The organism is Reichenbachiella agariperforans, from assembly GCF_900142205.1.
GTDB classification, from domain to species: Bacteria; Bacteroidota; Bacteroidia; order Cytophagales; family Cyclobacteriaceae; genus Reichenbachiella; species Reichenbachiella agariperforans.
Map to the genome: position 1 here is coordinate 499155 of NZ_FRAA01000002.1, position 22647 is coordinate 521801.

Annotated in this window: 16 protein-coding genes; 6 read left to right on the forward strand and 10 right to left on the reverse strand. The window is 45.3% G+C overall.

Annotation, left to right across the window (positions count from 1 at the left end; all coding sequences use genetic code 11):
* Positions 1-4: 4 nt before the first annotated feature.
* Entirely contained in the window at positions 5-307 is a 303-nt protein-coding gene (locus BUB99_RS08510) for a DUF1330 domain-containing protein (protein WP_073121464.1), read from the forward strand.
* A 6-nt stretch (positions 308-313) separates the two neighbouring features.
* Positions 314-937 (forward strand): rhomboid family intramembrane serine protease, encoded by a 624-nt coding sequence (locus BUB99_RS08515; RefSeq protein WP_073121466.1) that lies wholly within the window; start codon positions 314-316, stop codon positions 935-937.
* Here the strand turns inward: BUB99_RS08515 and BUB99_RS08520 are convergent.
* The 3 genes from BUB99_RS08520 to BUB99_RS08530 form a co-directional block, all read right to left on the reverse strand.
* Positions 930-1781 carry a DUF1571 domain-containing protein gene (locus tag BUB99_RS08520; RefSeq protein WP_073121468.1) on the reverse strand — a complete coding sequence of 284 codons (852 nt, stop codon included), beginning with the start codon at positions 1779-1781 and terminating at the stop codon, positions 930-932. The two genes, BUB99_RS08515 and BUB99_RS08520, sit on opposite strands and share 8 nt — an antisense overlap.
* A gap of 134 nt (positions 1782-1915) precedes the next feature.
* Positions 1916-3277, reverse strand: a complete 1362-nt coding sequence (locus BUB99_RS08525; RefSeq protein ID WP_073121470.1) for an MFS transporter — start codon at positions 3275-3277, stop codon at positions 1916-1918.
* A 66-nt stretch (positions 3278-3343) separates the two neighbouring features.
* Entirely contained in the window at positions 3344-3790 is a 447-nt protein-coding gene (locus BUB99_RS08530; protein WP_073121472.1) for a MarR family winged helix-turn-helix transcriptional regulator, read from the reverse strand.
* A gap of 141 nt (positions 3791-3931) precedes the next feature.
* On the opposite strand from BUB99_RS08530, the gene BUB99_RS08535 reads away from it, so the two are divergent.
* Positions 3932-4618, forward strand: a complete 687-nt coding sequence (locus tag BUB99_RS08535; RefSeq protein WP_073121474.1) for a DUF2461 domain-containing protein — start codon at positions 3932-3934, stop codon at positions 4616-4618.
* A 26-nt stretch (positions 4619-4644) separates the two neighbouring features.
* Here the strand turns inward: BUB99_RS08535 and BUB99_RS08540 are convergent, their stop codons facing one another.
* The 4 genes from BUB99_RS08540 to BUB99_RS08555 form a co-directional block, all read right to left on the reverse strand.
* Entirely contained in the window at positions 4645-5760 is a 1116-nt protein-coding gene (locus tag BUB99_RS08540; protein ID WP_073121807.1) for a DEAD/DEAH box helicase, read from the reverse strand.
* 250 nt (positions 5761-6010) lie between these two features.
* On the reverse strand, positions 6011-6538 hold the full coding sequence (locus BUB99_RS08545; RefSeq protein WP_073121476.1) for a hypothetical protein: 528 nt from the start codon (positions 6536-6538) through the stop codon (positions 6011-6013).
* An 82-nt stretch (positions 6539-6620) separates the two neighbouring features.
* On the reverse strand, positions 6621-6866 hold the full coding sequence (locus BUB99_RS08550) for a hypothetical protein (protein WP_073121478.1): 246 nt from the start codon (positions 6864-6866) through the stop codon (positions 6621-6623).
* Positions 6866-7546 carry a hypothetical protein gene (locus BUB99_RS08555; RefSeq protein ID WP_073121480.1) on the reverse strand — a complete coding sequence of 227 codons (681 nt, stop codon included), beginning with the start codon at positions 7544-7546 and terminating at the stop codon, positions 6866-6868. Before BUB99_RS08555 ends, BUB99_RS08550 begins: the two co-directional genes overlap by 1 nt.
* Before the next feature lie 152 nt (positions 7547-7698).
* Here BUB99_RS08555 and BUB99_RS08560 point away from each other — a divergent pair, with 152 nt between their 5' ends.
* The 3 genes from BUB99_RS08560 to BUB99_RS08570 all read left to right on the forward strand — a co-directional run bounded on the left by BUB99_RS08560 (position 7699) and on the right by BUB99_RS08570 (position 11587).
* Positions 7699-8193 carry a DUF1801 domain-containing protein gene (locus tag BUB99_RS08560; protein WP_073121482.1) on the forward strand — a complete coding sequence of 165 codons (495 nt, stop codon included), beginning with the start codon at positions 7699-7701 and terminating at the stop codon, positions 8191-8193.
* 92 nt (positions 8194-8285) lie between these two features.
* Complete coding sequence (locus tag BUB99_RS08565; RefSeq protein ID WP_073121484.1) at positions 8286-10661, forward strand: TonB-dependent receptor; 2376 nt, start codon at positions 8286-8288, stop codon at positions 10659-10661.
* 5 nt (positions 10662-10666) lie between these two features.
* Positions 10667-11587 (forward strand): DUF4249 domain-containing protein, encoded by a 921-nt coding sequence (locus tag BUB99_RS08570; RefSeq protein ID WP_073121486.1) that lies wholly within the window; start codon positions 10667-10669, stop codon positions 11585-11587.
* Here BUB99_RS08570 and BUB99_RS08575 read toward each other — a convergent pair.
* The 3 genes from BUB99_RS08575 to BUB99_RS08585 are packed head-to-tail and all read right to left on the reverse strand — an operon-like array spanning position 11574 to position 22567.
* Positions 11574-14627: an AsmA family protein gene (locus BUB99_RS08575; RefSeq protein ID WP_073121489.1), complete on the reverse strand. Its 3054-nt coding sequence runs from the start codon at positions 14625-14627 to the stop codon at positions 11574-11576. The genes BUB99_RS08570 and BUB99_RS08575 overlap by 14 nt on opposite strands.
* Positions 14628-14670: 43 nt before the next feature.
* On the reverse strand, positions 14671-17088 hold the full coding sequence (gene pbpC / locus BUB99_RS08580; RefSeq protein WP_084190449.1) for a penicillin-binding protein 1C: 2418 nt from the start codon (positions 17086-17088) through the stop codon (positions 14671-14673).
* The gene (locus BUB99_RS08585) at positions 17039-22567 is read right to left on the reverse strand and encodes an Ig-like domain-containing alpha-2-macroglobulin family protein (protein ID WP_073121495.1); all 5529 of its coding nucleotides are present in this window, start codon (positions 22565-22567) and stop codon (positions 17039-17041) included. Before BUB99_RS08585 ends, pbpC begins: the two co-directional genes overlap by 50 nt.
* Positions 22568-22647 lie beyond the last annotated feature (80 nt).

Sequence of the window (22647 nt, forward strand, 5' to 3'; positions counted from 1 at the left end):
TCCTATGATATACATCACGCAACTCATCTACATCAAAGCAGGCAAGGAGCAAGAATTTCAAGAATTTGAAAATCATGTCATCCCATTGATGGAAAAGTACACAGGCAAAATAATTCAGCGTATCAGACCCACTGTAGAGAGTTTTGTCTCTGGAGAGGAAAATCAACCTTACGAAATTCACTTTCTATCCTTCGATAGTCAAGAAAAACTGGACGAATACCTCCGCGACGATAGCCGTCTACAATACATCCATCTCAAAGAAGCATCCATACAATCTACCCTTCTCGTAAAGGGGACCAAAATATAAACATTCATGTCGATCACTCTTATTCTCATAGTCATCACGGTAGGTATCAGCTATTTTGGATTCCAGAACCCTTCGCTACAATACCGCCTCATGTTCAACCCTGTACACATCGAACAGAACAAGCAGTGGTATAGACTGATTAGTTCAGGTTTTGTCCATTCGAACTGGGTACACCTCGGTTTCAACATGTTTACTTTCTACTTCTTTGGGCGGTTTGTGGAGCAGATTTTTGTCTCCATCAAGGGTTCGGCGGGGAGTCTTTACTTCATCGGATTCTACATACTCGCCATCATTGTTTCTGATCTTCCTTCACTAATCAAGCACCGAGGCAATATCAACTACAACTCTCTCGGCGCATCTGGTGGCGTATCGGCCATGGTCTTTAGCAGTATTCTATTCTTCCCGATCAACCCGATCTGCCTCTATGGTTTCGTCTGTATCCCGGGGTTTATACTCGGCGCACTGTACCTAATATATTCGTACATGAAAGGGAAAAACATGTCAGACAACGTCAATCATAACGCCCACTTGTTCGGGGCAGTCTTCGGTCTGATCTTTAGTGTGCTCATCCGCCCGTCGGTATTGATGGAGTTTGTGCAACAGATCGCCAATTGGCAGCCGTTTAGTTAAAACTATACCCCTCAAAAGTATCTAGAAACTCTACCTCTTTAAATCCAGGGTTGAGCGTCACGTTTTTGAACTCGTATTTCTCGAAAAGACCTACTTCATCGTAGATATCGATACGGAGAGGGATGCGTCTATCTACGTCTATGTAGAGTGCCATCTTAGAAGCATAGTCGGTCGGTAGTTTGATCACACTGCCTTCTTGGAGTTCATCCATATACATGTCTCTGTTTTTCTCTTTGATCATATACTCACTGAGACGGTATTTTTTGGCAATACTCGCCACAGTCTCACCGCGCGAGACAGGGTAGTTGATATACTGAAACGACGGATTTTTCATCACGACTAGGTCGCACGTTCTACCATCATAGAGCGTGAGCCCTTTGTACTCGACTAACTCATCGAGCTCATTCTTGTATTTATAGAACAAATACTCCACCACTGAAATCACACCATCATAGCCCGCATCCAAAATAGAATAATGCTGGTTTTTGGTCATCAAATCACCTCTAGGGTCCAGTTTCATATTCACATAGGGAAAGCCGTTAGGATTGACCAAAGCTTGGCTAGCATCTTCTGGGTGAGGATATAGCACTTCTAGCCCCTTGTTGGGAGAGGCCTCTCGGTAGTAGATTCTAGTTGGCTTCTTCTGCATTTTGATGAACGCTGTATTCTCGTACATCTTGCCGTTGATACGCTCGTGTCTCACGAAATCATAAGACATACTACGTATCTCTTGGGTCGATTTAAAAACCGCTTTGACTTTCTCAGTCACCGATAGTTTCACTGCTCCATCAAATGAGGTCAGGATAGCTAATATCCCTATGGCTAAAACGAATTTTATTTTCATGACTTGGGTATTTGTCTATTTGATAGTCAATAGATTAGTTTGGTCAATCACCTAAGTGACAACCAGCTAGGCTGTCACCCCCAAATCATTTATCACGTATGTCGTGCGTTGTACATCACGAAGCGAACTGATACCTAACCCTTTCGGTATTTTTCCTGTGGATTGTTGGCCCAGATAGCGGCTATCGTCAGTCCAAAGAACAGTGCCAAACACACCCATCCAGCTCCCTCATAGTTGCCGAAATATGCCAAGGATTCGCTAAACAATATCGGTCCTATCGCACTACCCAATACCACAAAAGTAATCGAGCGTCCAGAGATCGCTCCCAAGTGCGTCCGACCATAGAACCTAGGCCAGGTTACAGACAAGATGACGCTGTACAAACCCATCATGATGCCATTGCCCAGTATCATAGTACTCAACGAAACATCGATAGTGCCCAGTAACCAGATGTCTACATGCCACTGACCCAAATAGATCATCCCGACCAGTGCAATGCAAGCACTAGTTCCCATGATGTACAATAAATATTTCAGTTTGATAAAATCACTCAAACTACTCACGGACAGGGTCACGACGATGGCGATAACCGAGGATGGTAAAAAAATAGACACAGCCGTCTCACGATCATAACTCGCGTGCTCAAACAACGACACGATATTAAAAGTCACACCCGTCCAATACAAAGCCTGCATAGCCAGCATCATCGAAAAGACCCAAAACGCAATTGTCCGCTGCGCCTCAGGGAGGCTATATTCCTTAACCACTGGAAACCGATTGGCTTTGCTTTTGGCACTTTCAATATAATGGCCATCGGGTTTTAATCCACTGTTTTCAGGGCTGTCTCTAAAGAAGGCCAACACAAAAAATGGAAAGACCACTCCCGTGATCACCGCCAGTATCATCCAAGCCCCATCCCAGTCATATCGCTGTATCAGAATCTCGAAAAACACTGGTGCGGAGGCAAAAGTCAATGAGGTCGCAACATTGCTAAAGCCCATCGCAAACCCTCGGCGCTTTTCGAACCATTTCATCATCATGTTTCGGGAGACCAAAGTCAACGCGCCCTGACCTGAAAACCGCAGGGTAAAAAAACCAAAAGCCATGATCGCAAAGTTCATCACAACTGTGGAAGTATTACCTCCTAGGTAAGATTGGATATTGTCTACCTGACTGAGATAGATCAGTACGATACCTAGCCCAAGCGTTGAGATCAGTGCAACTCGTCGCGCACCGTATTTGTCATATTTTCTACCTACCCAAGTCAGCATAGATGCACTGAGCACCGTGCCACACATATAGGCAAAACTGAGTTGGGTGCGACTCATACCCATCACATCGATCAGGCTATCGGTGAATGTCGATACACCCATCGTCTGACCTGGGATACTCATCGTAATCCCGAACGTCCCAGCGAAGATGATCATCCATCCATAATAGAATGGCCATTTGTTAGGGTTAAATGGCCAGTTACCTAATTTTTTGTGATCTATCATGTGGCAAAACTAGCGGTTTATGATGGGTTTAAAAGAAAGGCGAACTAGGATAACCAGATTACCTGACTATCGTCTGGCCTTGTCGAGTAGCTCACTGAGTTGGAGGGATTCATCCTCCGTCAGACCAAAATGCTTTTGGCGCACTTTGTCCATTTTTATGGTTAATTTTTTGAGGATGGTCTGCCCGAGTTCGCTGATAGTAATATCCATACTTCGGCGGTTTTCGGCATTGAGACATCGGTCGAGTAGCCCCATATTGACCAGCTTGTCGATGAGTCGTGTGATATCTGGCCCTTTGTCGAGCATGACTTTCTTGATGTCTCCGGGGCAAGTAGGTTCGGGATGTCTACCATTGACGATACGCAGGACGTTGTAGTGCTGAGGCAGTAATTTGTCTTCCTTCAAGATTTCTTTGTTCAAATCTCTCAGCCAATTGGCCGTGTACATCACATTGACAATCGCCATGTGGCTGTTGTCCTTGAAGTTTGTTTTTATCTCGTCGCTTATCTTCATACCATCATTGTTGCAACAAATATACGCTTTGAATCCCAATTAGTTACATCTTGCAGATAAAGCTTCGTTGAGGGAAAATGAAAAACCATTTGATCCAAACACAGTATAAGTAATCTCAAACCCTATACAAACTTTCCATTCATGACAGAACCTTTACTACTCGCTCCCTTCGGTTTTCTATCCCAACTCCGACAACACAATGACCGTGACTGGTTCAATGCCCACAAGGACCAATACCTCGCGGTGCATCAGCAGGTCATCAAGCTGGCTGATCGAGTACTCGAAGGCCTGACCATACATGACGACCTAGAAACTCCAACAGGTAAAAAAAGTCTACACAGAATCTACCGCGATGTAAGGTTCTCCAAGGACAAAACACCCTACAGTACACACTTCGGTGGGAGTTTCAAAAGAGCGTCGGCAGAACGTCGGGGCGGATACTACTACCATCTCGAACCTGGTAATACTTTCGTAATTGGCGGTTTCTGGAGCCCAAGTGCTGAGGATCTACTACAAATCCGCAAACAAATCCAACAAGACCCTGAACCGCTCCGAGACATACTAAATTCCAATGCATTTCAGAGCCAGTTCGGTGAGCTTCTCGGCACACAACTCAAGACCTCTCCAAGAGGGTTTGACCCAGAGGATAATGCCATCGAACTACTACGTTACAAACAGTTTCTTATCCAACATAAGTTTACCGATGAAGAAGCCATGCGTACAGATTTTGACCAACTGATCGTCGAACAATTCACGCACATGCGCCCTTTCTTTGACTACATGAGTGAGATACTCACCACTGATCTCAATGGAGAGTCTTTGTTATAAATAGTTGAAAACCTCAGCTTAAGAATTTAATCTTTGATGCGTTGCATTTTGATTTTGAGTTCCTTTTCGAGGAAACGAATGGTCTTCTGCTCTTTCTCCTCAATGATACAAAGCGAGAGTCCCTTCTTACCTGCACGACCTGTTCGACCCGCTCGGTGTATGAAATACTCCAGATCCTGTGGCACCTGATAGTGCACCACATAGGCCAAATCTTTGACATCTATGCCACGGGCTGCTACATCCGTCGCGACCAGTACTTGCACTGCCTCATTTTTGAAAGCACGAAGCACTTTGTCTCTCTCTTTTTGCTTCATATCGCCTTCTAGTGCCGCTGTCTGAATGTTCTTAGCAAGTAGCTGCTTGGACAAAGTCTGTGCGACAGCTTTGGTATTACAAAATATCAGCCCACGGTTGGCCTGCTGTGAGTTGAGGAAGGATAGCAAAACCTGAAGCTTCTGTGGTACTTCGGTGACCACATAGTTATGTTCGATGCTCTCGTTGACGAGGCTTTTCTTTTTGAACTCCACTTTCATCGCTTTTTGAGATAAATAGGTGGAAATAATTTTTTTCACATCAGGAGACATGGTCGCCGAAAATAACCAAATGTTTCGCTCACCAGCAGTTACGTCTAAGATCTGATTTAATTCTTTTTTGAACCCCATACTAAGCATCTCATCTGCCTCATCCAGTACGACAGTTTGAACTTGACTCAGATTGATCGCGCCTTTCCCGATCAAATCAACCAATCGGCCAGGGGTCGCTACGACGATCTGTGTCGGTCGACGTAGACGACTGATCTGCTCGTCGATCTTAGCTCCGCCATAGACCGATTCTATGAACACCTTGTCGGTGTACTTAGTGAATTTGAACAGCTGTTTGGCGATCTGCTGACATAGTTCACGCGTAGGGGACAGGATGAGTGCCTGTACCTTATCGTTTTTGGGGTCAATGTTGGACAGGAGGGGAAGACCAAAAGCAGCGGTCTTGCCTGTACCGGTCTGTGCCTGACCAATGAAGTCCATGGGTGTTGAGATCAAGGCTGGAATAGTTGCCTCTTGGATTTCGGATGGAGTAATGATGTCTAGTTCTTTCAATCCCTTCACGAGATCCTTAGATACGCCTAATTCTAAAAATGTAGCCACTGTACTGTTGTTTGTGAATGGCAAAGATAGGTTTTAAAATAACGAAGTATGGACAAAAAAATAGCCGGTATAAAAACCAGCTTCCTTAGGGCGTCCTATTGGTAAAACCCTGTTCGCGACTGTCTGCATTATACTTGGCCACAGCCGCTGTGACTTTGACAATGGACTTGCCATTGTTTTCTGGATGTAATAACGGCAATATCAATACTAGAGTTAGCGCTTCAGTATTATCATACGGTTAACAAATAGATCAGGTCTCTACCAGATTCTCCAACCAATCAATCAAATCTTTGGCCTCTAACTCGTCCGACTTGTAGTCTGAGATATACGAAAACACCGTCAAAACAAACCCATCTTTGAACAAGACATTAATTTCACGCTTGTACTCCTCGGTCGTATCTCGATCCGAAGAGGCATACCCACCGATATGCTCGGTCGTACTCACTACACTAAATACCCCCTCGAAACTATAATTGGATTCCTTCTTGCCATGCCTAAGCTGAAATCTCCGCTTATCCATATCTATAAGCAGTTTTCGGACATCTCGCTGCCTACGCCCTAATTCTAGTAAATAAAGGATCAAAGCTAGAACCGTAAAGATGCCAACTGCCATAATGTTCATAAAATAGAACAAGAAAAAAGAGATGAGAATTAAGGCAAAAATAATCGACCCAAAAATGAGATGAACACAGCCTGCTGTTCCCGACTTATGTCTAATCATAAAAAAGGAATCCCCTTCGAATATCCGGTACCCATGCTTGTCCAAGAACTCGTTCATTACTAAAAATATTAATTTTTAGGGACTTACGCTAGACAAACTTCCGTTACACAGAAAAAATAATGGTTTTAGGGGAGAGCAATTATCGCAATCGGGACTCCCAATCTCTCGCCACCCGTTGCTTTTTGATGTAGTCGAGTTGATCTCGGAGCACCTCGTTCATCGGTCCACGAGAAGTAAAATGATAAGAACCACAGTCATCACATAGGTAGATATTCTGCGGGCCTGCATCATCACTATGATGGTAGCGAATTCTGTTTTCGATCAAGGCTTGCTCACCCTCGGCCTGAGAATGGTAGCAGTTTTTTCCTGTCACACAAGCGCTCATTACTTTTTAGACTTTTTCTTAGTCGGACCATAGGTCTCTTCCATGGTAAAGAGACTCTTTTTGAAGATTTCCCAAAGTAGGTTGAGGCGATAGTGATTTTCTAGAGGAGCACCTGTTATCTCATTTTGCAGCTCCATTTTCCTAAACTTACTGACGAGCTTGAGATAGATTTCTTCTCCTAGACGTGTCCTTTTGGTGAATCCCAGTGGCATCAACCCCATCATCACACTAGGAGACCCGTTCAGCATTTCGATATTATGATCCTCGATCAGCCCATGAGACTCCAGTCTTTCTAAAATCTCATCGATGAACGATCCCACCAAACTCTGATGCTCCAGTACTGGATTATTGAACTTAATACGAGAGGTGTAGAATAGCACAGACTCCAGCGTTGCGAGCATCCCCTCTATCCCTAGTGCTCGGTTGTTCCATCGCACTTCGTTTTTGGTCATCAATGAATTGAGCGATAGCTCGATAAACACCTTGATGTCTTCATTGGACAGGTCTGTAGATCTAATAAGATGAGACAGCACAGGAATCCAAAAATAAGTAGGCTTAGAAGTCATCACAACTTCTATTTTGTTGTTCAGCTCGTCATCCAGATAGAAAGAATTGGTGAAACACAATATTCCAAATTCTTCCATGGAGAGCATCTCCGCATGTTCTAGTTCCTTTGCCATTCTTTGCTTTTCTGGTCAATATTATCCGATAGGTAAAATTAACCCAAAGTGGTTGACTTATACCTACATCCTAACAATCTAAGGCTATTTTAAAATAAAATCACGTGATAAACTGATAAATTACTAGCAGGAAACACTGATACACCGAATCCATGCAAAGCAAAGCAAAAACCGTCACAGAATACTTGGAAGAACTACCAGACGATCGAAGGGAACAAATAAGTGCCGTGCGAGAGACGATCTTAGAAAACCTACCTGCCGGCTATATCGAAACCATGAACTGGGGCATGATCTCCTACGAAGTGCCGCTCTCTGTCTACCCTGACACCTACAACAAAAAGCCCCTGCTTTATGCCGCACTAGCTTCTCAAAAAAACCACATGGCAGTCTACCTAAACGGTATCTACTGTGACAAAACATTAAAAGAACGTTTTGAGAAAGACTACCTCGCTACGGATAAAAAACTAGACATGGGCAAGTGCTGTGTGCGTTTCAAAAAACTAGAAAATCTCCCGCTAGAGGTAGTCGGCCAGGCCATCGCGGCACTCCCCATGGCTGACTATGTCCAGTTCTCTAAACAGAGTCAAAAAAATAACAAGAATTTAACCTCTAGTAACGCAACCTTTTCTTCCCTTTTTGCATCTTAATAGGGAATCAAAGTTCCGTGTCTTTACACTTTGATTCTGAAAAGACTATCTAAATTCGCATTTCATAACCTATTCATTAATCTGATCTCAGAATGAAAAGACTTCTATTGGCTCACGTGCTAACGCTGTGGGCGCTAGTTAGCCATGCTCAAGATTATTCCATCAGTGGATATATCAAAGACGCCAGCAATGGCGAAACGCTCATCGGAGCAACAGTCCTAATCCAAGGCACCTCCAAAGGGGTCGTGACCAACGTCTACGGTTTCTATTCGCTCACTCTCCCAGCGGACACCTACCAGATGGAAGTCCGCTACATCGGCTATGACAACACGACGCAAATGGTAGACCTGACCCAAGGCAATCAGCGTATCGACGTAGAACTATCCAGTGGTGGTCAAGAGCTAGAAGAAGTAGTCGTCAGCGCAGATGCTGCAGATGCCAATGTCACAGACATGCAGATGAGTAGCAACAAGCTAGACATAGAAACCATCACCAAAATCCCTTCCTTCTTAGGCGAAGCAGATGTGATACGTAGTTTGCAACTCGTCCCGGGTGTCAGTACGGTCGGTGAGGGTGCTTCTGGGTTCAATGTTCGTGGGGGTAGTGTTGGTCAAAACATGGTTTTGCTAGATGAAGCTCCAGTGTATAATTCCTCTCACCTTTTGGGATTCTTCTCGGTGTTCAATCCAGATGCAGTCAAAGACGTGAACCTGATCAAAGGGGGGATTCCTGCAAGGTACGGTGGACGTATCGCCTCGGTATTGGACATTAGGATGAAGGAGGGAAACAACAAAGAATTTCATGGACAGGGTGGAATCGGAACCATTTTTAGCCGACTGGCACTAGAAGGCCCCATCGTCAAGGACAAAGCCTCCTTCGTCATAGCAGGCCGTCGCTCCTATATCGATGTGCTTGCTAGGCCGTTCACCGATGTGTTCGATGGGGGTGCCGCGCTCAACTTCTACGATCTCACTGCCAAGGCCAACTACAACATCAATGACAACAATCGTGTCTTTGTCTCAGGATACCTCGGTCGAGACAATTTCAAATTTGATGAGCAACAGGGTTTCAATTGGGGGAACAAAACCGCGACCATTAGGTGGAACCATATCTTTGGTGACCGATTATTTGCCAATTTCACCACCTTCTTCAGTGACTATGACTACCTCTTGTCTTTTGGTGAGGATGCAGACGATCAGTTCGATTGGAACTCTAGAATCAGGACTTATGACTTCAAGCCCGAATTCAGTTTTTTCTTGAATCCCAACAACGAGCTGGCATTTGGTGGAGAAATCGCTGTACAGCAGTTCGATCCAGCAAACGCTACCATCGTGAGCGAAGGGCAATCACAAAACATTAGTTTAGACCCCAAGTATGCCTTCGAAACAGCACTTTACCTATCGAACAACCAAAAAATAGGAAAGTCACTCCAGGTCGAATATGGTATCCGGTACTCTAACTACTCGCTAGTCGGTCCAGGTCAAGCGTACTTCTATGGTGACACCCTCGCAGGCAAGCGAAAACCACTAGAGGAAGTAAAAGAGTATAACAAAGGGGAAATCATCCAAAACTATGACAACTTCGAACCAAGGCTCTCTGCCAAATACCTGATCAACTCGCAAAACAGTATCAAAGCCAGCTACAACAAAACCACGCAGTACATCCATCTGATCTCAAACACAACTGCCTCGAACCCGCTCGACGTTTGGACGCCTAGCAGCAACAACATCAAACCACAGATCGGTCATCAGGTAGCGATAGGCTGGTTTAGAAATCTCGGTCCAGAAAACAACTATGAACTGTCCATCGAGAGTTACTACCGAAAAACCAAGAATCAAATCGACTACATCGATGGTGCAGAATTGCTCATCAACGAAGAAATCGAAGGAGACCTACTGAGTGGTGACGGCCGTGCCTATGGACTAGAGCTGATGCTCAAAAAGAATACTGGCAGACTCTCTGGATGGGTTAGCTACACACTAGCAAGGACAGAGCTACAAGTGGATGGAATCAACCGTGGCGAATGGTACGCAACACGCTACGACCAACTGCACAATTTCAAAATAGCAGCATTCTATGACGTCACCCGCCGTGTGACAGTTTCTGCCAATTTCACTTTCCTATCAGGTACACCGACAACCTACCCGAACTCCAAATACGTGATCCAAGGGTCCTATGTCGTACCACACAACAACAACGACGAACGAAATAATGTCCGTATACCGAATTATCACAGACTGGATTTGGGCGCGACGATAGAACTCGGAAAACTAGTCAAGCAGAAGAAATTTCATAGCGAACTCGTCATCTCAGTCTACAACGTCTATAGCCGCAGAAATCCGTTCTCTATCTACTTTACCCAAAGTGATACTAAACCTCAAGCCGGATCATTGGCAGAGACGCAGGCTAGACAGGTCTCTATCGTAGGCAGCTTTGTTCCATCTATTTCTTACAACTTTAGATTTTAATCCCGATGAATCATATAATCAAATATAGCCTCGTACTCCTCGCTTTAACTTGGGTATCCTGTGATGATCAGATCTACCCGACACTGGAAGACAAAGATCCGATACTAGTCATAGATGCCTTCATAGACAACAAATCGTCGGAGCAACAGATCACGATATCTAAAACACAACCCTATTTTGATGAGACCAGAATCGTGGGGGTAGATGATGCGATCGTGCAAGTGTCCTATGGTAGCCCTGCGACAACCGTCACTTTTACTCATACAGAAGATGGCGTCTACACCTATCCCGCAGGTTTTGGGCAGGTAGGTGATGATTTTGTACTCACGGTGAGCGGAGAGGGAGAGACTTTCACTGCGACCTCTCGCATGAACCGTGTCCCAGTCATCGATAGTGTGACATTCACGTATGATACCTTCAGTGGATTTGGGGAGGAAGAGGAGTTTTATCTCGGCGAATTCTGGTCCACCGATCCCGTAGGAGAGGGAGACACGTATTGGATCAAAGCCTACAAAAACACGGAGTTTCTTAGCCAACCATCCGAAATCAACCTTGCGTATGATGCTGCGTTCGGCTCAGGAAATGGAGACGGAACGCCTTTCATCCAGCCGATCAGGCAGGCCGTCAACTCCTTCGGTGATGACGATGCTGAATTCGAATCTCCCTATGCAGATGGGGATTCTTTGTATGTAGAAATCTATTCTATCTCCAATGAAGCCTTTGAATACCTGCAGATTCTGATCTCAAACACCAATATCCCAGGAGGTTTCGGCGCACTATTCGCTGGGCCACTCAGCAATACCTACGGCAATATTCAAAATACAGACGAAAGCTCAACGGAAGAAGCTCTCGGTTTTTTTAGCGTCTCAGCAGTAGAAGCCAATGGCAAAAAGCTAGATGTCTCGCAAGTGCCTAAGGAAGAGTAATTCCTTGGGCACGGTAGGTTTCTAGTTTGTAATTGAGGATTACATCGATTTGTTTGTATCGGGTATCGAGCAATTTTTGATGCCAAAAATACTCCTTGCGCTTCAACGGGTCTACCTTTAGCTCATCGTCTATGGTACGTGCACTGAGGTAATAGTTGATTCCCTTCACTGCAGCACGAGCACCTACTTTGGCTTTCTTCTTTTTCTCAGGCTTGAGCAAATCACTGACACTTACACGCAGGTTAAACCCTAGGTTGACTTCATTGTTATGATAGCCCATGAACTCGATATTGGTGACATTAGATGAGAATACAGTGCTCGGCACAAGGATTTCATCATTGTGAAAAAGCACATCTATCTCTTGGTTCGCCATGAAAATGGTATCCAGCGTAGATTTTTTGAGAAATTTCAGCGAATGGGTAATTGGTTTAAAATCAATCAACTCACCATCATCTAACTTCAGTTTTATACGACCTATCATATCCTTTTGCTGATGTACTAGATTCTCATCATAGCTCAAAATCAGCAAACCATCTACCTCCAGTATGCCTTTGACATGATCTGCACTTATCATGTTTTCGGTATTAGGTAGTGATGCCACCACTTGACTCGCATGGATGTTCTTCGCTGATAGTCGAGCAGTACTCATGACATGTACGGTGTCACTATGTTCGAGCAAGCCAGTTAGCTTAAACTCACCACCAAACAATCCAAAATTCGCCTGGGTCAGTTTCATGTTTTCATTGTATAACACTAGGTCTGTAACAAAATCTGTCACAGCTATCTTTTTGTGTCTAATCATCGGCGAACTCACATGGATGTCAACATCCTTAATCTCAAATTTTCGCGCTTTTTTTTCTTTCGCGCTATCCTTCTTAGGAATCAGGTCGGCATAGTATGCTCTCATCGTGATAATATCCACCGTGTCAAGTGTCAGCCGAGCATGACCGTCCAAAACCGGTTTAGTATCAAGCTCACTGATCTTCCAAGCCGATGATAGTCTCCCAAAATCAAAGCCCACATTGATATGATCTATGTTTAAGTTATGCCGTTTATAGGTTGCCATGAGATCAATATGATTAAAAACTTTCCCATGGTAAATGAGTTTGTCCACATCGATATTAGCCAGTAAGTAGAGATTCTCTGGAATAGAAAATCCTTCTTTGGGTTTGGCAGACTTGGGCAGTGCCTGAGTCATGAGCGTGTCGATATTGAGATAGCGAAAGTCTGCATCAAAGGACACTCCGTTTCTCACATTGATGCCATTCTTGAAATGTCCAGCGCCTCTCATACGAATCTCACCATTGCGAAACCAAAAATGGAACCTCCGCAGCAACACTGAGTCAGCGTTCATCTTCACGCCCATCGTGACGCGCTCGATATTAATATCTCCAAAGCCTATTCGCTTAGAGCTCAGTTTCAATCCTAGGTTTAGGTTTTTAGGGAAGAAAGAATAATCAAAGCCCAACGTATCTGGTATTTGATCAGGTTCTTTGAGTGTCTTAGGGATATCAAACTCATCCAAGTCAATCACTAAATCTGCCTGCGATATATTCGCTGACGAATCATTGATCAACGGAAAAAAATTGTCTACCAGCCCATTCAGACCAAAAGTTGAACCGTTAAGTTTTCCGCGGATGTGATCGAAACGAATGTTCTCGTTTAGCACTTCGACCTTACCATTCAAATCATTCATCACAAAAGTCAACGAATCTGCCGCACCATTCACATTAATGAACTCAATCAGCCCATTAAAATGACGCGTACTCATGTCGGTGAAATTTTCTCTATCCGATAGCTTCCCTTCCAAATCCATCTTGACACGAACCAACCCCTCCAGATGAGCTACCTTAGGTAGTGTAAATATTTCATTCAGTTCCTTTAGGTTCAGTTCGGTCTGCAAATCAAGGTCGATCATCGGATCCTCAAAATTCACCAAGCTCCCAAACAACTGCACAAAGCTTTCTTCTATGCGCGCTTCACCGTTTTTGATCACGAGATAACTCGTCTTAGGCCCTTTTTCCTCCCCATTAGAGTAAGCTCCATTGATATAGACATCTCGGATGACATAGGGGCTGCCCACTTTGGCGAAATTGGCATAGTTGAGTTTAAAATCCATATCCATACTAGGATAAGACACAGGATCCACATAGCCCGTCACCTTTAATCTAAATGTAAGCCTCGCGTCTGGATTAGTCTGTTTAAAATGGAAAGATTTCATGTTCGGAATCAACGCCAGATAGTTGTTCAGATCAGCTTCAGCACCTTCTAGAGTGACGTCCATGATGTTGCCATTAGAGACTGGCTTGAGCACCCCGTCGACTTTTACATGTGCTTCGCCCAGCTTGAGTACCCCGTCGAAGAAATTTCGTCTATCTACTTGCCCGATCCTAAACGCCGAGTTCTCTGCTGCTACTTTCACATCCGTGACCATCAGTTTCCCCTTGTTAACGAGCGTGTCTAAGGTGCCTAATGCATCCCCTTCAAAAGAGATCAAATCACTACTCGATCTCATGTTGAACAACCCCTCATCGATAGAGATTCTCATATGGTTCTTTTTGAACGCATTCGTTACGATAATGCTAGCATTTACAATGCTGATCTCTGGTATATGGAGCATAAACGCTCTGCTCGCCTTATCGGGATGAGCCGTCCCTTTGATCATGTGCTTACCTCCGAGAGAGTCTATAAAGACATTAAACTCCGCCCCGTCCAACTCGACACGATTAAAAATATAATGCTCTTCCAAAAGATCGAATAGATTCAACTGTAAGGCGATTTCACTAGCACTCAATATACGATGACTACCCTCGCTGATCACCAAAGAGTCCACGGTGATGGTCGCCGTAGGAAAATTCCTAAGCGTAGAAAGCCTCGCATCTTTAAAGCTAACCTGAGACTCGATATTCTCATTGAGTAGCAACTCTATTTCTGTGAGTATTCTATCGTGAAAAATAACGTTAACCACCCAATCTTGTAGAACCACTACACCGACGAGAATGACTAAAATTATCGATATGACTTTTACAGATTTTTTCACGTTGAATCGAAGGTAGATATAATCTGTCTTTTCTGTAACGCTATTAGTTAATCACCTCAAATTTTAATGCTAAACTTTGCCCTTCCTCATCGAGTACATAGAGGGTATGGTCTCCAGCCTCTGCGACAATACCCATCTGGTGGGGTACAGTTGTCTGTCCTAGATAGTCTCCATCCATATGCCAATAGACCTGCTGATGGATATCCTGATGCGCGATCTCAAAAATGGCCTGACCTTTCTTCCCGTCGATTTCATTGGGGATATAAATTTTGGACTGGTCTTTCGGATAGATAAATGACATGTGCTTTCGGTCGTCGGTCTCTTGACACGCAGGCATAAACTCAGGTACTGCCCGATAGTCTGAGTGATACCTACGATAATACCACGCCTGCACTGGTGGCAAAATAAACCAATTGCTTTGTACCATATTCTGTACCGAATAGCAAGCGCTATTGACTTGATACCTCTCAGTACTATCTAGATGCAGTTGTTCATGGTAAGGGCATATCTCAGATTGTCCAACTGATAAGGGTACACTCTCAGCGCGTGTCGACTCACAATAGTCCCCCGCACGATGACCACTCAAAATACAGATTTCTGCAGCGATCGTCTCATGGGTCGGTGCAGAAAGATCCAACGTCCCGTCCAACGCTTCGAATACATCAAACATCAAAGGAGCAGCAGCCCGCACACCCACCAAACCAGATCGGCCTTCCCCATCAGCATTGCCTACCCATACGCCTACCACATATTGGCCATTGATCCCTATCGACCATGCATCTCGAAAACCATAGCTCGTCCCAGTCTTCCATGCCACATCAGATGATCCATTCAACCGCTCCCAGTTTTCGAAATCCTCGGGGCGGTTCAGGTCAGTCATTGCTGTAAGTGCCGACCAGATACCTCCAACACTCAAAGGTGACGTACGAACATCCATATAGCGATTCTGATCTACCTCTGTATCGTAGCTCAAAAGACCATAGTCACGACTATCATAGGTGCGTGTGACAGGTCGTGTTTTTCCTCCATCATATACTCTGTACATATTGGTGTACATATTGGTCAACTCCCAGAGACTAGACTCTGAGCCACCTAATATGATGGACAACCCATAGTGGTCTGGACCGAATCTCAGACTAGACATACCCAGTTCCTGAAGCTTGTGGTGAAACCGCTCATACCCATAGTCGATGAGTAGGTTGACAAAAGGCAAATTGAGCGATCTCCTCAAAGCCTCATCTGCAGACACTGCCCCGCGATACTTCTTGTCAAAATTCTTGGGAGAAAAACCTTTGTGAATCAATGGGTAATCTTTGGTGAGTTGGCGGGGCGCAATCTGACCATCATCGATAGCCGCCGCATATAGAAATGGTTTTAGCAAGCTACCCGTACTACGCTGTGCCGTGATCACATCTACATGTTCTCCATGTAAATGCCCCGCATCCGTATTGCCAAGATAGGCTTTGGCCTCTCCCGTTGCGATCTCCACAACTAGTACCGCAGCATTGTGAATGTGGTTTTCTACCAGTGCCTCCATGTGCTCATGTGTCTTTTGGTAGACATAGCGCTGTAGCCTCGTGTCTAACGTCACAACAGTCCGCTGGCCGAGTTTCCCATCCTTGATCGCACGAGTAAGAAGGTGAGGAGCCAACTGCGGAAGAGGCTTTGGTCTCCCAGGCAACTCCTCCACGAGAGACAATCGGTAGGTCAAAGAATCAATGATCCCACGGTCTAAAAGCTTAGCCAACAAGAAGGCTCTTTTGTTTTCCAGCAACTCATCATTTCGTCCTGGGAAAATCAAGGCGGGACTATTCGGTAACACCGCCAGCGCGGCAGCCTCTCCCCATGACAACTGATCCGCCGATCGACCGTAGTAGCGCCATGCCGCAGCATCCAGTCCCACGACATTGCCACCGAATGGAGCATGTGCACTGTACATCACCAGTATCTGTTCTTTAGAATAAAGCAACTCCAGTTTCAGCGCCATGAAGCTCTCCAGAATCTTCTCCCCAAACGTCCGAGCAGGATTGTGACGAGACATTCGTATCACCTGCATACTCAGTGTACTACCTCCACGGCGGATACTGCCTGCACGTATGTTCGAAAGTAGCGCATGAAATATCGATACAGGGTTGATTCCTGGATGATAATCAAAATACTCATCCTCGAACAGCCGAATACACTGAGCAAAACGATCAGGTACTGTATCCCGCTGCGGAAACCTCCACTGTCCATCATCCGCTATAATGGCTGCTAGTAACTGTCCATCACGTGTCTCCAGCGTCGTAGCATAGTGATCTTCGAAGACCGGATCAGAGAGAGGGACGACCCAAAAGAAAAACAACGCTACCAAAAAGCACAATGCGAGTGCCTTTTGGTAGCGCTTCCACTGACTGATATGGAGAATGATTTTATTCCACATTGACCCAACCACCAGCCGTATTGGCGTAGATATTGTCATCGTACATCGCTTCTACTACGACAGCTGGCATGTAGTACTTGCCTTTGTAAGCAGAGTTCAGCTTGATCTCAAAGGTCTTTTTTTCTTTTTCTTTCAGGTCAAAATACAGCATTACTCTATCATCACGAATGTCCGCATACTCTGGTGAATCATAACCAGTATTGATCAACTCACCGTTTAGACGTTCATTTAAGATTTCCCATCCTGAGGGGAAAATCTGTGTCAATGCGATCTCTTCATAGTCCCCACTCAGACCCGTATTCTGAACTGAAATGATCGCTGAGAAATCAGTATTCTGCGCGATATCTTTTACTTTGACAGGCGTTCCTTCCTTGCTCACATATTGGATATCAAACGCAATATTTCGCTGCTTGGCTTCTTCATCGCCTTCTAGTGGCACGCCTTTTCTGATCAAGCGCACATAGATAGGCGAACCGCCCTTGTTGTTGACATAGAGCGGTTGCTGCTTGTCTACATTCTTTAGCTCCACAGTCGTGACATAGGTGCCTGGGTTAAACTTCACATTGGCTCCATCTTCTTTCACCTCGAAACTCACATGACTCGCATCCATATCTTTGGTATAGCTTTGGATACCTATCAGACTAAAAGCAGTGGTCTGAGTACTCATCCACTGATTCTTATTAGACATTTTCTCCGCTATTTTTTCGAGGATAGGAAAAGCTTCTTCCTTGCGCCCTAGATATGCCAACGTCTCCAAAATCATCGCACGATCCCTGATCCCAGATCCATAGGTATAGGACATCTCTCTATAGTCCTCTACCTCTGTCGTAAGACCTTTGATCAACTCATTGGCGACATCAGGAAATCCAGCTACTGCGTAAGTCAGTGCTAGTCTCCATTTAGATACGGTAGACAATTGATCCGTCTGCTTCAGTCTGTTCATTGATCCGACGACCTTCTCGCCGGCAAGTGCTAAACCATAGAGTCGATAGGACTGCACCAAATCACTCCTACGTCTACCCCCAGATGACCACTGGTTCGCCTGTCGCTTCTGATACTTGACCCAACTGGTCAGCATGTTCTCTGGCACGGCATAACCGGCTTTCTTTGCTTCCAGCATAAAGTGTCCGGCATAGTTGGTGCCCCAGTCGTTCTCTTGTACCTGACCTGGCCAGTAAGCAAAGCCGCCATTGGTGGTTTGGAAAGTCCTCAATCTCTGAATAGCTGCATTGATATTTCGCTCAATCGCAGTACGACTCTCAGCGGTGATCGCCGTTAGCTCTCCCAGATATAACTGTGCAAATACGGATGATACCGTCTGCTCGATACAGCCATGAGGATACTGGATCAAATACTGCATGCGCTGCTCCAAGTTGAGCGGGGGCAAGGTACTGATTTCTAAGGTCGCTTCATTCGTACCCAACATACCCAGTGGGTCATAAGCCATTTGCCATTTTTCACCCGCGTTGAGGAACTTGTCACTGACATCTGTCATCGGAGGATTCGGTGCGCGTAGGTTCATCTCCACGTCATACTGTGCGACATGCTTTCCTGCTTTGGCAGTGACACCTAGTTTGGCTATCCCAAAATCCCTCGTCGCTTGGGCTTTGAAATACACGACTTTCTCTCCATTCTCTGAAAAGGTTACCTTTTGGCTACTGCTACCGATCATGCGTAGACCTTGCTTGCTTTCTAAACTAACATTGACCGATTTGACCGAAGCGTCGTTGACAAACAAAGTCACTGGAATACTGATCTCCTCATCAGGACCGACTACTCTCGGCAGTGTCGCTAGTACCATGACTGGCTGCTTGACGGGAGTCGTCACATCAGTCGATCCATAGGCACCGTCATAGGCCGCCACTACCATCGTCCGAACGCTGCCCACATACTGCGGCATTTTGATTTTGTGCTGCGCCGTCTTGCCAGCTTCGAGTACGAATGGCCCGAGGTATTTCACGACAGGTTTGAATCGGTTGGCGGTGAGGTTTTTCTTGGCTGCATCATCCAGACCACCACCTCCTCCTACGGCAAGTAACCTTTCGATTTTGCCTCCATAAGCGCCAATCACCTCATCATACACATCCCACGTTTTGATCCCAAGAGACTCCTTGGCATAGAAACTAGACCATGGCGATGGTGTTTTAAATTTCGTCAAATCCAACAAACCATCCTCTACCATAGCAATGGTGTAGGCCATTTTTCGGCCTTTACTTTCCTTTACTTCGATAGTGAACTCTTGCTCGGGTCTTAGCTTTTCGGGCATTTTGATTTCTGGATGCAAAACCGTCGCAGGATCTGTCACCTTGATGGATTGGAGCCCATAGAGTCTAATCGGTAGGTCGTTGGCACTTTGGGCATGTGGCTGGATCAAAGTCACGTTCGCATAGAGATTGGGCGCCATATCAGCGGTCGCTTCGAACGCCAATGTCGTAGACTCCTCCTCGCTATCTACCCAAAACGATTGGATGATGCGGTCGCCCGTTTCCAGGCTCACCAAAATCCGCGAACCTTTGCTGCTTGGGATGTTAATTTTGACTTGCTCTCCGACTTTATATTCTTCTTTTTCCAAATCAAAACTGAGCATATTCGCTCCGCCTCGATCACCACCTTTGGCTTTTCCAGCCCACCCGGGCCAGTCTACATAGACAATCTTACCGCCACTGTGACCAGATTCTGGATCTGTCACTCTTACATAGTATCTACCCCAGCTCGGATGATTAATTCTCAACTTCCACTCGGCACGTCCGTTTTCACTATCCACTTTGGCTGACTTGATCGGTCGCTCGTAGGACGACCCTATATAGTTGCTAACCTGGTTCGCGGACTGATCCCACCACCATTTCCACTCTAGTTTGTACAGTTCTACTTCCAAATCATCACGGCTGACAGGCCTGCCCTCTGCATCTACAGTTGCGATTTGTATGATGTGATCCTCATCCGTCAGTAGCATGCCACGCTTGTCCCCTTCAGGTGCTTTCACCCCGACGAAAGAAGCGTAAGGGTAGTAAGGAATAGATACCTTATCGATGCTAAAGTTGCCACCTTCTTCGTAGACCTTGCCAGTAAAAACAGCCAATAGCGCACCTGGCGCATCCTCTTGCTCACCCATGGTGACATTGACCTGAGCATACCCTTCACTGTTAAGGTTACCAGAAAAGACTTCTTCGGTTCCTGAATAAAACTGCTTGGACTGGTCATCAAAACTGTAGTTGGGGAATTTGTCAAAGCTCGTCGTGATAGGATAGACTGTCATGTCAAACTCAGCCTTGAGCCCTTTGGCTACTGCACCATGCAGCCATTTTACCGTCAAGTCACCGGCTATATTTTCGTCCAGTGCTGTAAGCCTTTCCTGATGAAAATCTAGATCAATTTTTAAGCGGTTGGGTTTGACCGTCTCGATACGAATGTCCTTGGTGAACTTCACGCCACTAGCCGTGACCGTGGCACTCCACCTCCCAGTGGGTGCATCAGGGTGCGTCCTCACGGTGAAGTCGAACATACCCTCTGCTGATTCCGTTTTGACCAGTTTTTTGACTAACTGCCCTTGTGGGTTTCGTAGCTCCATCACCACAGGGTATCCCTCTGGCAATTGCTTTTGGCCGTCTTCTAGGATGAATGAGAGATGAATATCATCCCCAGGTCTCCAGACTCCACGTTCGCCATAGATGTAGCCTTTGATCCCTTTGCGAATGTCCTGCCCCGTCACGTTGAAATTACTCAGAGATAAGGAGGATGCATCGTTGAGTTTGAGATAAGCGTACTGCTTTCCTTTTTTGGCCATCAGGACAAAAGGCTTTCCTGTTAGTTTGATCTTCGCCTCTCCTTTGCTATTGGAGATTCCTGACCCCACGAGCTGCTGTTGAAAATCATACACCGCAAAATTAACCTCTGCCATGGCTTTGGTATCTAAGATATTGTTGGCATAGACGTAGAGCTCGCCCTGATCTGCACGCTTGGCAATCAGTCCTATATTCGAAGAAAAAACAAGCTTGCTCGCCTCATCTCTGTACATATAATAGGAGACATGACAAGGGTTTTCTCGCTCTCGCCAGTCATAGTCATTGCTATAAAAATTCTGATACGAATCCCAGTTGCTGCCCTCTTCGAGTTCTTCCCAAGTTTCTTCTTCTATGACTACTTGATTGTTCTGCTCATCTGCATTGGCACAAAAATAAATCGAGTGCTGCGGTCTAAAACCGATGCGTACATCATACATGGCTCCTGGATCGATCTGAAAAATCTCGGCTAGATCTAGAGTATAGCGGTTCCAAGCATTGAGATCCGTGACACCTTGGCCTCTGAGGTTAATCGTCTTTTTGATGACGGGCCGACCGACACGATTCATTTGACCACTCGACCCTAGGTCGTTGACCTGTAAATACTGGAAGATGTTGTCTTGAAAAATCTGCACGACTGTCACATCTACAGCACTCAAGCCCACCGCCTCAAAGGGCAGTATCAGGTTTTTCGAATCGGGAATGATCACACCTGAGTTTGCTACGATCTTGACATCTGGCTTGGATTGCGTGAGAATGAATGTAGTGGTATAATCCTCTTTGAGACTAAAACCTGCTACATTTTTCACTTTCCTAAATATCTTCAACTCTACCTTGCCTGACAGTTCTGCCGTAGGGTAAACCTTGAGGACATTTTTGTCAATCACATGACGGGGCTCATTGTTATCTATCGTGATGAATCCATCCAAATTCTGCTTGGCCATCAGTGGGTCACTAAAGACCACCGAGATATATTTGTCTCCACCACGGTTCAAAAACACATTGGTCACCTTAAAATCATTAAGTGCTGGGATCGTATAGTCTTCGTCTCCATCACGATCCACACCTATCGGTTCTCCTTTCCACAGTATCTGCACCTTAGATTCCTCATTGGCACGTCGAATATCCTGTATGGTAAAACTGTAGTGTCGCTTGGCAGCATCATGATTCCATTGGATTTCCAAAGACTTACCAGCTTGGGATGCGCTCAGGATTTTCTCCACCGATTGGCTCTCGGCGATATCTGCCGTCTGTATCACACCTTTTAGCTGGACACGCGTCAAGTCCTCTACATCATAAGGCACGAGCTCTTTGAGTTCTACTTCATAGTTCTGAACCAGCGTTACAAAGCTAAATTGGAAAACTTCTTTGTCTGCTGGTGTATCGAGGAGATCTCCTATTTTGAATGACACTTGGTAAGTCTGGCCTGATTCGAGCCTACCCTCTGGCTCAAACACAACGGTACGATTATCCTCCCAGAGCACGGTTCCTTCTATGGCTGGATTGAACTGAAACAAACCCGCTGATCCTACATCTCCTGCTTTGATACTATCGAGTGCTTTGGACAGTTTGATTTTGATGGGAGAGGAGGTGCTAATCACCTCTGAACTGTACTCCGATATATAATCTACGAATAGACTTTTAGGACTATCAAAACTAGGTTCATTCTCTTTTTTGGCATGGTCTGCGCAGGCAGTGAAAAGCAAAATGCCTATCAGTAGGATTGCAAGGTTTCGCATAGGTTAACAGGTCTGAATTAATTCGAGTGGTTCAATTTTACACAAAAAATCATCCTCGGGACAAGCCCATAAGAGGTATT